The organism is Pseudomonas sp. SMN5, from assembly GCF_052041925.1.
Lineage (GTDB): Bacteria > Pseudomonadota > Gammaproteobacteria > Pseudomonadales > Pseudomonadaceae > Aquipseudomonas.
Genome location: NZ_JBKGGX010000009.1, coordinates 54908 through 67678, shown reverse-complemented (window position 1 = coordinate 67678; position 12771 = coordinate 54908). Strand labels below are relative to the sequence as shown.

Sequence of the window (12771 nt, the reverse complement as noted above, 5' to 3'; positions counted from 1 at the left end):
GCAGGCGGCCCCAGATCGCCGCCAGTTGGGTTTCCAGCGGGCCCTGGGGAGCCTCGAAGTGCCCGTCGACCGACTGATCCGGGGCCGGCAAGGCACTGCGATCGAGTTTGCCGTTGGGTGTCAGGGGCAGCGCCGGCAACGCCACATAGGCACTGGGCTGCATGTATTCGGGCAGCGCCGCAGCCAGGGCATCGCGCAATTGCGCCTCGCTCACCGGAGCCCCGGGCTGCATCACCCAGTACGCCACCAGGCGTGGGTCGCCTGGCACGTCCTGACGGGCGACGACCACCGCGTGCTGCACGCCCGGCACCCTACTGAGGGTACTTTCGATTTCGCCCAATTCAATGCGATAGCCACGCACCTTGACCTGAAAATCGTTGCGGCCCAGGTACAGCAATTGCCCGTCGGGCGTCCATCGACCGAGGTCGCCGGTGCGGTACATTCGCGCGCCGATTACGCCGGCAAACGGGTCCTGGACGAAACGCTCCTCGGTCAGCGCTGGCCGATTCAAGTAGCCGCGTGCCACACCGGCGCCACCGATGTAGATTTCCCCGGTGACCCCCAAAGGTACCAACTGGCGATGGGCGTCGAGCAGGTACACATGGGTATTGTCCAGCGGTCGACCGATGCCCGGCACGAAGCCCTGATCCCGGTCCATGGACACCCACGTGGAATAGGTGGTGGTTTCCGAAGGGCCATACAGGTTGCACAGCCGCTGTACGGCACTGTTGGCAAAAATTTGCTCCACCAGTCCCTGCTTGAGGGGTTCGCCCGCCAGGTTGACCACCTGCGTCGACGCGGGAATCGCCTGGGCGCCAACCAGCGCATCGAGCGCCGAAGGCACGCTATTGATCAGTGTCACCGGCACGGGGCGGTCCAGCAGCGCCAGGGCATTGGTGGCTACGTGCAGGGTCGCGCCGGCGGCCAGCGGCACGAAGTATTCGAAGACCGCCAGGTCGAAGTTGATCGACGTGGCGAACAGGCTGTCGCGCAGGCTGTGGGCATCGAAGGCATGCAGTGCCCAGTGCAGCAAGTTGCAGGCGTTGCGGTGCTCGATCATCACGCCCTTGGGCGTGCCGGTGGAGCCGGAGGTATAGATCACGTAAGCCAGGTGATGCCCGCCCAGGCCCAGTTGGACCGGGTCCGGGTTGTCGGCTGGTTGCTCAGCGAGGCGCGCCTGGGTCTGCGGATTGTCCAGGCACATCAGCGTGCAGCCATCGCTGGCGGTCACCTTCGATTGCAGTGCGGCGACCGTCAGCAACGCCCGCGGGGCGCTGTCGTCGAGCATATGCGCCAAACGCTCGCGGGGGTAGGCCGGATCCAGCGGGACGTAGGCCGCCCCAGCCTTGAGGATACCGAGCAGGGCCACCAGCAGGTGCGGACCACGTTCAAGACAAATCGCCACGCGGCTGTCGGGGCGAACTCCGGTTTGCAGCAACAGACGGGCCAAGCGATTGGCCTGGCTATTGAGTTGCCCGTAGGTCAACGACGCGGCACCGTCAGCGGCGTCGAAACGCGCGGCGATGGCTTCGGGTTGACGCGCGGCCTGCTGTTCCAGGGCTCGATGCAGTAAGGCTTCGGTGGGCCGTTCGCGGGCCGTGTCGTTGAAGGTCTGCAGCAGTCGCTCGCGTTCCGCCTCGGGCAATATTGAAAGGTGGCAAGCCAGTGTGTCGGGCTGCCGTTCGAGGGCGTCCAGCAAGTTTTCCAGAGCGCTGCTCAGCCAGCCGAGCACCGGCGCGGCGCCGACCTGAGGGTCGATTTGCAGGCTCAGTGAGAAACCTTCGCCGAGGTCGTCCACCGAGAGGTTGAACGGGTAGTTGGTGCGTTCCTCGCCGCCGAGCACGTGCATGCCAGCGAGTGCAGGCGTCTGGCCGCTGCTCGCGCTGTGGCGGTAATTGAGCAGCGCCGAGAACAACGCGGTGCCGTTGGGCAGGGCGCTACAGCGTTGGGCCAGGGCCAGAGGCGCGTGTTCGTGGGCGATCAGTCGACTGAGCAGGGTGTGGGTTTGCTGCAGGGCCTGTTCCACAGGGACTGCCAGACGCACCCGCAGCGGCAGGGTATTGATGAACAGGCCCATGGCCGTGGCGGCCTCGGCAGCACCCGACAAGCGCCCGAACATCACCGTGCCGAACACCACGTCGTCGCGACCGCTGGTCTTGCCCAGTACCATCGCCCAGGCGAGGTGAAAGAGACTCGCGCTGCTGACTTGCAGGCGCCGCGACAGCTCGCGGATGCGTCGACTCAACGCCACCGGCAGCGGCGCCTCCAACGTCTGCACCTGGCTACCGTCCCCGCGTACATCGAGCAGGCCGCATGGTGCGGTAGGCTCGTCGATATCACCCAGCAATTCGCTGAAAAACGCCGTGTGTTGCGCCTCGCTCAAGCCCTGGCGGGCGCGCATGACGAAATCGCGAAACGGCTGTGGCGGCTGCAATTGGTCCACGCGACCTTGCTGGATCGCGGCGACTTCTGCCACCAGTCGCTCCAGGGAGGTGTGGTCCATGACCGCGTGATGGTGCAGCAGTTGCAACAGCCACCGCCCGCCGGCCGGGTCCTCGGCGGCGACTGCGCGCATCAAAGGTGCCTGGCGCATGTCCAGGCGTTGCCGACGCGGATCGGTATAGGCCCGCAGCGCGGCCTGCACATCGGCCTGGCCCGTAGTGATCCGCTCCAAGGTCAGCGGAGCCTGGCGCCAGACCACCTGCATCGGTTCGTCAAGGCCTTCCCAGGCCAGCGCGGTGCGCAGGATGTCGTGACGGGCGATAGCCTGGTTCAGGGCCTCCATGAAGCGCAACAAGCAGGCCTCGTCGTCGAAGGCCAGCATCACGTGGAGCAAATAGGTGTCGCCATGTGCTTGCAGCAAATGGTGGAACAGAATGCCGGCCTGCAACGGTACCAGGGGGTAGATGTCCTGGATATTCGCCGCGCCACCGGGCACGCCGGCGACGATGCTTTCGATCTGCGCTTGATCGAGCTGGCACAGGTCGAGCATCGCCGGGCTGATATGGGTAGTCCCCACAGGCAGTCCACTGGTCCGGGCCGCCGGGGTAACGGGTTGGCGTAGCGCTTCGATCAGCACTGGTTTGTGGCTGCGCAGCAGTGCGATCAATGCCTGGTCGGCCAGGACTTCGTCGTCGGCCACCACCGACAGTTGATCGCCGCGCAGGGACAGGGTGACGCCACGGTGTTTGAGCAAGGCCAGCAATTGATCCGCAGTCACAGGAGCAGTTCCTTCAATGAAGTGGTGACCGCCGCCAGACCGGCAAGGGTCGGCGCGGTGAACAGTTGGCTGATGTCGACCCGCAGGTTGTGCTGGCGCAGGCGCTCGACCAGCCCCATGGCGATCAGCGAGTGGCCGCCCAAGGCGAAGAAATTGTCGTGACGGCTGACCCGCTCGACGTTCAGCAGCTCGCACCAGAGGGCGGCCATGACACTCTCGATTTCGCCCTGGGGCGCTTCATACGGCGTTTGCACGAAAGCTTGAGCGTCCGGCTCGGGCAGCGCGTTGCGATCGAGCTTGCCGTTGGCGGTCAACGGCAGCCGGTCCAGACGCACATAGGCGCTGGGCAGCATGTAGTCGGGCAAATGTTCGCTCAGGGCGGCGCGGGCCTGGCCTGGAGTCGGCGGTGTGTCGCCCTGCAAGTAAGCGATCAGCCGGTTCACGCCGTGGCGATCGGGACGGCCCACTACCACGGCCTGATGCACCCCGGGCAGCGCCAGCAGGTGGCTTTCGATTTCACCCAGTTCGATGCGATGCCCGTGGATTTTTACCTGGAAGTCGGTGCGTCCCAGGTAACTGAGGCTGCCATCCGACTCCCAGCGCCCCAGGTCGCCGGTTCGATACAGGCGTGCACCGGGTTCATGGGTAAACGGGTCGACAAGGAAACGCTCGCCGGTGAGCGCCTCCCGCTGCCAGTAGCCGCGCGCCACGCCCAGGCCACCGATATGAATCTCGCCCACCACCCCCTGCGGGACGCGCCGACCGTGTGCGTCGAGCACCTGCACCCGGGTATTGGGCAGCGGCTGGCCGAGGCTTGGCAGTGCGTGCTGATCGAGCCGGGCGCTGGTGGTGTCGACGGTGCACTCGGTGGGCCCGTATACATTCAGTATTCGCACACCGGATTCGTCAGCCAGTTGTGTCCACAGCTCGGCGGGCACCGCCTCGCCACCCAGCAGGATGCGCGACGGTAATGGCTGTGGCATGCCTTGCGCCTGCCGGTGTGTGAGCAGGGCTTGCAACTGGCTCGGCGTGCAATCGAACACGGTGACCTGCTGATGGTGCAGGTAATCCAGCAGCGCCCCGGCATCCAGGCGTATGCGTTTGGGGATCATCACCAGGCAGTGGCCGCTGAGCCATTGGCAAAGCTGCTGCACCGAGGCATCGAAGGCCATCGATGCATTGAGTGAGCAGCAGCTGTTGGCGGGCAGGTCGTCCAAGCGCTCGCGCAGGCCGGCCCACAGATTGAGCACCGCGCGGTGCTCGACCATGACCCCTTTGGGCTGTCCGGTGGAGCCGGAGGTGTAGATCATGTACGCCAGGTCAGTCGGCTGCGGGCTTGGCGCAGCTTCCGCCGCTGCCGGGGTTTGCAGCCAGTCATGTTGTCCAAGGGCGTCAAGGCTGATCAACGGTCCGCCCGTGAAGGTGGGCAACCTGTCGCGCACCTGCTCCTGGGTGATCAGCGCCGCGGGGGCACTGTCGTCCAGCAGATAGGCCAGGCGGCTGGCCGGATAGTCGGGATCCATCGGCACATAGGCACAACCGGCTTTCCACACCGCCAGCAGGGCGACCGCCGCATGCGCCTGGCGCTCCAGGCAGACGGCGACAAACTGACCGCGCCGCAGCCCGTGGCCCAACAATTGATGGGCCAGGCGACTGGCTTGCCGGTCGAGCTCACGAAACGTCAGGGACTGGTGCTCGTCGATCACCGCCAAGGCGTCCGGGGTTGCCGCAGCCTGTTCGGCAAACCGCTGCGCCAACGTACCTTCGGGTGCAATCGTGGGTGGCGGGTTGAAGCGGTCCAGAAGCGTCTCTTCCTGGGGCGGTAGCACGCGCAATTGCTGCACCGGTGTGCCGTCTGCCTGGGCCAGGGTCTCTACCAGCGACTCCAGGGCTTGCAGCATGAATCCCACGAGCCGTTCAGGCGCGTGTTCGGGGTGGGCCTGGGCGGTGAGCTCGAAGCCTTCGCCCAGGTCGTCCATTGCCAGATTGAAAGGATAATGGGTGCGTTCTTCGCTGTGCAGCAGGGTCATTCCCGGCATCGCCTGGGCAATGTTCGCCTGCCCGGCATGACTGTAGCGGTAGTTGAACAGCGCACTGAACAGAGCTGTGCCGGGCGGCACCGCGCTGCATCGTTGGGCCAGCGCCAGCGGGGTCTGTTCGTGGCAGAGCAGACCGTTCAAGGCATCCTGGACCGTTTGCAGCACGGCGCTGGTGCTGTCTTGCAGGCGCACGCGCAACGGCAGCGTGTTGATAAACAGCCCCAGGGCCCGATCCGCATGGGCACCGGATTGCAGGCGTCCGAACAGCACCGTGCCGAACACCACATCATCGCGGCCGCTGAGCCGCCCCAACACCAATGCCCACGCCAGGTGGCAGATACCGGCCACGCTCACGCCATGGGCATGGGCCTGTTGGCGCAGCCGGCCAGCCAGGTCCGGGGTCAACGCTTGCCGGTGCTCCAAGGCTTGCCAGCGCGGATCGGCATGCAAGTCGACGTCGAAGGGCAGGGTCGGTTCGTCCAGGTCGCCCAACTGCTCGCTGAAGAACTTGCCTGCGGCGTCCACCACCTCCGGGCGCCGTGCCTGGGCCACCAGATCGCGGGGGCTGGTGGGTACGGGCAACTCGGCCTGACGACCGTCTTCGATCAGGGCGATTTCCTCGACCATCAACTCCAGAGAGGTGTGGTCCACCACCACATGGTGATGCAGCAACAACAGCAGCCAACGATCATGGGGGGCATCAAAGGCCACGCGTGCTTCCATCAGCGGCGCCTGGCGCAGGTCGAGACGGAAATGACGCGGGTCGGCGCTGGCGTGCAAGCGGGCGGCGATATCCTCACCGTCGAGCACCAGGCGACGGGGCGTGAAGGAGACGTGCCGCAGCACCACCTGCAATGGCTCGTCCAGATCCTCCCAGAGCACCAGGGTGCGCAGCGCGTCATGCCGGGCAATGACCTGTTCCAGCGCGGCGCAGAACCGTTGCAGGCAGGCCTCGTCGGTAAACGCCAGCAAGCTGCGTAGCACGTAGTGATCGCCGTCACGCTGGGCTCGGTGGTGATAAAGCATGCCTTCTTGCAACGGGCCCAGCGGATAGATGTCCTGGATGTTGGCCGCACCGCCGGGCACCTGCGCGGCGATCTGGTCGATACGCGCTTGGGACAACGCCACCAGGTCCAGCATCTCCGGAGTGATGCGCGAGCAGGCGGGCACGATGGCGCTGACGCTGGCTTGGGGCGCGGCGCTGCGCTCGAGTGCTTCCAGGCGCCGGGCCTGGGCGGCGAGGGTCGAGCGCTCGAAGACGCTGCGGATGTCCAGGTTCCAACCGTTGCGGCGCAGTTGTTCGAGCAGTTGCACCGCGAGCAGCGAGTGCCCGCCAAGGCTGAAGAAATCATCCTCGCGATCGATGTCCGGCTGGCCGAGCACCTGCGCCCAGATCGCCGCCAGACGTTGCTCAGTGTCGCCACGGGGTGGCTGCCTGACGCCGTCTGCGAGGCTGGTGCCGGGCATCGGCAGGGCCTGGCGGTCGAGTTTCCCATTAGGCGTCAGGGGCAGGTGTTCCAGAACAATGCAGGTGCCTGGCAACATGTAGTCCGGCAAGCGTTGTTCCAGATGAGCGCGTACAGCCGCCGTGTCGGGAATTGGCCCGTGGGCATCCTCGGCCACCAGGTAGGCGACCAGCCGCGGGTCGCCGGACGGCGCGGGTTGCGCTACCACCACCGCTTCACGCACTCCCGGCAGACCGAGCAGTTGGGTCTCGATTTCCCCCAGTTCAATGCGGAAGCCGCGCACCTTGACCTGGAAGTCGTTACGCCCGAGGTATTCCAGATGGCCGTCGGCCCGCCAGCGTCCCAGATCGCCGGTGCGGTACATGCGCGCCGCGGGATCGTCGACGAACGGATCGGGCAGGAAACGTTCGCTGGTCAGCTCGCTGCGGTTCAAATAGCCTCGCGCGACACCGGCACCACCGATGTAGATCTCCCCGGCCACGCCCAGCGGCACTGGCTGGCGATGCGGGTCCAACAAGTAAATCCGGGTGTTATCCAGGGGGCGACCAATACCGGCCAGATAGCCGTCTTCGCGACGCATCGACAGCCAGGTGGAGTAGGTGGTGGTTTCGGTCGGGCCGTAGAGGTTGCATACCCGACGCGCTGCGCTGCGGCTGAACAATTGTTCCACCAGCGGCGCCTTGAGCGGTTCGCCGGCCAGGTTGATGACGCGGACTGTGTCGGGGATGGCATCGATCCTGGCGAGTTGCTCCACTGCCGAGGGCACGCTGTTGACCAGCGTCACGGGCCGTGGCTGCGCCACCAGGGAGAGGGCGTTGTCCACCAGCTGCAGAGTCGCGCCGGCAGCCAATGGCACGAAGCATTCGAACACCGCCAGGTCGAAGTTGATCGAGGTGGCGAACAGGCTCAGTTGCATCTCCTCGACCTGGAAATTATGCAGCGCCCAATGCAGCAGGTTGCAGGCGTTGCGGTGTTCGATCATCACGCCCTTGGGCAGGCCCGTGGAACCGGAGGTGTAGATCACGTAGGCCAGGTGCGCCGGGGTCAGTTCCGGGACTTTTGGGTTGTCCAGGGCCAGGGCGCCCAGGCGTTCCGCCAGCGGCGGCGAGTCCAATTGCCAATGAACGGCGCCTGGCGACGCCGGCAAACGCCCGTGCGCGGCTTGGCTGGTGAGCACCAGGCGCGGCGCACTGTCTTCGAGCATGTGTAGCAGGCGCGCCGCCGGATAGGCTGGGTCCAGCGGCACGTAGGCCGCGCCGGCCTTCAGGGTGGCGAGCAGGGCTACCAGCAGTTGGGGGCCGCGTTCGAGGCAGATCGCAACCCGGTCATCCGGGCACACGCCAGCGGCCAGCAGGGCATGGGCCAGTTGGTTGGCGCGGCCATTGAGTTGCGCGTAGGTGAGCGACGTCTCCTGGGCACTATCGATCTGCGCCGCCACTCGGTCGGGATACAGGGCCGCCTGCTGCTCGAAGGGTTCATGCAGCAGGGTGTCGCGAGGGTGCGCCCGGTGGGTGGAGTTGAACCCGTCCAGTACCTGTTCGCGCTCGGCGACGGGCAATGTGTCCAAAGTGCAAGCGCGTATTGTCGGCGTCGATTCCAGGTTCTGTGCCAGTGTTTCGAGGGCCTGAACCATGTGGGCCATCACGGCCTTGGCGTCAACCGAATGATGGATCTGCCCGGTCAGGACGAAGCCGTCGCCCAGGTCGTCCACGGACAGGCTGAACGGATAGTTGCTGCGCTCTTCGCTGCCCAGCCAATGCGCACCCGGCAACGCGAACGCCGGTTGTGCACTGTGTTGAGCCTGACTGTGACGAAAATTCAGCAGCGCCGAAAACAGCGGCGTCTGGGCGGGCAGGGCGCTACACCGTTGCGCCAGCGCCAGGGGCGCGTGTTCGTGGGAAAGTAGTTCGACCAGCCGGCCGTGGGTCTGCCGCAGGGCCGTGTGTAGCGGCGCGTCGAGGCCGATGCGCAGCGGCAAGGTATTGATGAACATGCCCAGAGCGCGCTCGGCTTGCTCGCCGGCGCTGAAACGGCCGAACAGCACGGTGCCGAACACCACCTCGTCACGGCCGCTGGTCTTGCCGATCAACAGGGCCCAGGCCAGGTGGAACAGGCTCGCGACACCAACCTCCCAAGTCTTGGCCAACCGTCGCAGACGCAGGTCCAAAGCAGGCTCCAGTCTGCGCTGGGCCTCACGATTATCGCGGCCCGAGCCTTGTACGTCGTGCAGCCCGTAGGGCAGGGTCGGTTCGGTGAGGTCGCTGAGCAAGCGCTGGAAATAAGCCTCGGCGCTCGCTTGGCGATGGGGCTGACGCGCCTGCGCGACGAACTGGCGAAACGGCACGCTCGGGGGCAGATGCCGATGCGGGTCGAGCATCAGCGCACGAACCTCGGCGAACAGCAATCCCAGGGTAGCGTGGTCGATAGCCAGGTGATGATGGACCAGTTGCAATTGCCATTGCTGTGCCGCGCTGTCGAAGCGCACGAAGGCCCGCGCCAGGGGCGCGTGACGGATGTCCAGCGGTTGGTCGCTGAACCGTTCACCGTCGGCGAGTCGTTGCACCGGCAGACTCGCGCTACGCCAGACCACTTGCACCGGCTCGTCCAGGCCTTCCCAGAGTACCGCGCTGCGCAGAACGTCGTGGCGGGCGATCACTTGGTCGAATGCGGCGACGAAGCCTTGCAATCGCTCGTGGCTGTCGAAGGCCAGCGTGGCGCGCAGCAGGTAGGCGTCATCATCCGGCTGCAACAGGTGCTGGAACAGCAAGCCTTCCTGCAGAGGCGCCAGTGGATAGATGTCCTGGATGTTGGCCGTGCCGCCCTCGACAGCCGCGACGACCGAGTCGATCTGCGTTTGCGGCAGGTTTAGCAGGGGTAGCATGTCCGGGGTGATGCGCAGGCAGTCCGGGTCGATGCCCGAGGTGAGTGTGGGCGTGTGGGGTTCGGCTGGACTCACCGGGTGTTCGAGCAGCAGGGCCAGATGGTGGAGGTTCGCCGCGGTGAACAAGGTCCCGATGTCGAGGTGCCAACCCTCGGCCCGCAATTGCTCGACCAGTTGCACGGCCATCAGCGAGTGACCGCCGAGGGCAAAGAAGTTGTCCTGGCGTCCCACCCGGGGCACGCCGAGGGTTTGCGTCCACAGTTCGGCGAGGCGACTTTCCACCGGCCCCTGTGGCGCTTCGTAGCGCTGCATGGCGAAGTGGTCTTCACTCGGCTCGGGCAGGGCGCGGCGGTCCAGCTTGCCGTTGGCGGTCAGGCTGAAAGCCTCCACCTGCACAAAGGCCGCCGGCAGCATGTAGTCGGGCAATACCGCAGCCAACCGGCCTCGCAGCTCATTGGGCTGTTGAGCCTCGGTCGCGCTGAAATAGGCCAGCAGGCGCTGCTGGGCATCGACTTGCACCACCGCTTCAGTGATGCCGGGCGTGGCCTTGAGCTGCGCTTCGATTTCCCCCAGCTCGATGCGAAAACCGCGGACCTTGACCTGCAAGTCGTTGCGTCCGAGAAAAATCAGCACGCCGTCAGCACGCCAACGCACCAGGTCGCCGGTGCGGTACAGCCGCGTTCCGGGGGCGAAGGGGTTGGCGACGAAGCGCTCTTCGCTCAATTGCGCCTGGTTCAGGTAGCCGAGGGCCAGCCCGTCGCCACCGATGTACAGCTCGCCCGCGACGCCGATGGGCAGTGCCTGGCGCTGCTCGTCGAGGACGTAGACCTGGGTATTGCCGATGGGCCGGCCGATGGGAATGTCGCCCGCCAGCGCATCCTCTAGCGTGACGCGGTGGGTGGTGGCGAAGGTGGTGCTTTCGGTGGGGCCGTAGCCGTTGAGCAACTGTCCCGGAGGCGACTGGCGCAGCACCCGTTCGATACAACGCGGGTCGAGCACATCACCGCCCACCATCAACAAGCGCAGGGCGGCGAAGGACGGGGCCAGGGCGTCGGCGAACTGATGGAACAACCCGGCGGTGAGCCACAGCACGCTGACTTCTTGGCGCAGCAGATGCTCATTCAAGCGCTCGGCGTCGAGCACGGTCTGGCGCGGGCAGACCATCAGGCAGCCACCGTTGAGCAGGGCACCCCAGATTTCCAGGGTGCTGGCATCGAAGGCCGGATTGGCGGCGAGGGCGATGCGATCCTGGGCGCTGAAGTCGGCAAAGCCGTTGTTGCGCACCAGCCGGGTGACCGCCCGGTGCGGCACTTGCACACCCTTGGGCACACCGGTGGAGCCGGAGGTGTACATGATGTAGGCGACAGCGCCGGCGCGCTGCGGCGGCGGGTTCGGCGCGTCCTCGAATGATCCGGCGACATCGATCAGTTGCACGCCTTGCACCGCCGGCCTGTCGTCACCTTCGACCAGCAGCCAGTCACTGCCACAATCGGCCAGAACCCGCGCCTGATGGGCCGGCGGGGCATCTCGGTCGATGGGCACATAGGCGGCGCCGCGCTTGAGGATGGCCAGCACCGATACGATCAATGCACTGCCGCGTCGCAAAGCCAGCGCTACATGGTCACCGGCTCGGATGCCACGCGCTGCCAGATGCCCGGACAGGCGCTCGGCGTGGCGGTCGAGCTGACGGTAACTCAATGACTGTGCACCATCGAGCAGTGCCGTAGCATCGGGACGCCGCCGCACCTGCGCTTCGAACAGGCTGTGCAGGGGTTCATCGGCCGGATAGTCACGGACGCTGGCATTGAACCCATGAAGCACTTGCTGCAGCTCGGCGGCGTCCAGCAGCGAGGCCTCGGCCAGCGGCTGGTCGGGGGCGGCCAGCAGTTGCTCGGTCAAATGTCGAAGACGCCGCAGGTGTGCGGCCATGTCTTCAGCGCTGAACAGTCGTGGGTCGTAGTTGAACTCCAGGAACGGCTCGGTTTTCTCCTCGTAATGACGCAGGTAAATGGCCAGCGGATAACGCTCATGGCCGTTGTGCCACGTGCGCAGCGCACATCGTGCCGGCCCCAGGTGAACGTCTCCCGGGTATTGTTCGACTGAAAGCATCACCTCGAACAGATGGCCGGGGTGACCGGCGCGGGCGCGCAACTCGCGATGCAGGGCCTGCAGCGGATAGCGTTGGTGCCGGTAGCTGCGCAGCGTCTGGCTGGCCACCTGCTGCACGGCGCGGGCAAAGTTCAGCGCCGGGTCGACTGGCACCGTCAATGGCAGGACCGAGGAAAACATCCCGGCCGTACGTTTTTGCAGCGGGTTGCTGCGGTTGTGCACGGGCAGGCCAATGACCAGCCGTTCGCGTTGATCGGTCATCCGGCTGAAGTAGTAGGCCAACAGGGCGCTGAGGCTGTGGCTCAGCGTGGCGCCCTGGGTTTTCGCCCATTGGCTCAACCGCTCAAGGTGCTCACCGCCCAGGGTCCAGATTGCCTGGGCGCTGGGTACCGGCTCGCCGACGTTGGCTCGCGGCGCCTGCTGGAACAATGGCGCCGGCAGTTCCGGAAACTGTTCGAGCCAGTAATCACGGGCCTTGGCGTAGCGCGTCGAGTCGAGGAACGCCTGGTCCCGCGCCATGAAATCGCGATAGCCGCGTGCCAACTCCGGGTCAATGACGGGCGACCGGCCCTGCAACAATTCGTTATAGGCCGCGCTCACCGCCTGGCCGATCAGACCCACCGAAGTGCCGTCGCAGATCAGGTGGTGATAGCGGCTGTTCCACAACGCATGGGTGTCCGACAACTGGAACCACTCCATGCCCCACAACGGCTGGTTGTAAAGGGTGAAAGGGGTACGATTGAGCTGCGTGATACGGGCCAGGGCAGCGCTGTGGGCCTGGGGATCGCCGCGCCAGTCGTGGCAGCTCAGGGCTCCCTGCACGGTGTCGTCAACCCGTTGTGTCACCCGCCCGCCGTGCTCGCTGAAGATCAACCGCAACGCGTCATGCTGCGCCACCACGGCCCGCAATGCGGTGGTGAACAGGGCAAGGTCCACCGCACCGTGGATCTCCACGGTGACACCGATGTTGTAGGAGGGGGTATCGGGCGATAGCTGTTGATCGAGCCAGACGGACTGTTGGGTAGAACTCAACAAATAGCATTGCGCTTCGACCAT

The 12771-nt window shown here is 65.7% G+C and carries 2 protein-coding genes (1 of these 2 running past the window's edge); both read right to left on the bottom strand.

The features are described 5' to 3' along the window. On the bottom strand, positions 1 to 3220 hold the start of the coding sequence (locus tag ACLEJR_RS11165) for a non-ribosomal peptide synthase/polyketide synthase (protein ID WP_440813901.1). The gene continues 14579 nt to the left of window position 1, outside the view; the window shows 3220 of its 17799 coding nt (coding positions 1-3220); its start codon is at positions 3218 to 3220; its stop codon lies off the left edge, out of view. Then, positions 3217 to 12771 (bottom strand): amino acid adenylation domain-containing protein, encoded by a 9555-nt coding sequence (locus ACLEJR_RS11160; RefSeq protein WP_440813900.1) that lies wholly within the window; start codon positions 12769 to 12771, stop codon positions 3217 to 3219. Before ACLEJR_RS11160 ends, ACLEJR_RS11165 begins: the two co-directional genes overlap by 4 nt.

What these genes read in the sequence shown, in the direction of transcription:
- ACLEJR_RS11160 (WP_440813900.1), bottom strand. Translation starts at nt 12,771, where the DNA reads ATGGTCGAAGCGCAATGCTATTTGTTGAGTTCTACCCAACAGTCCGTC.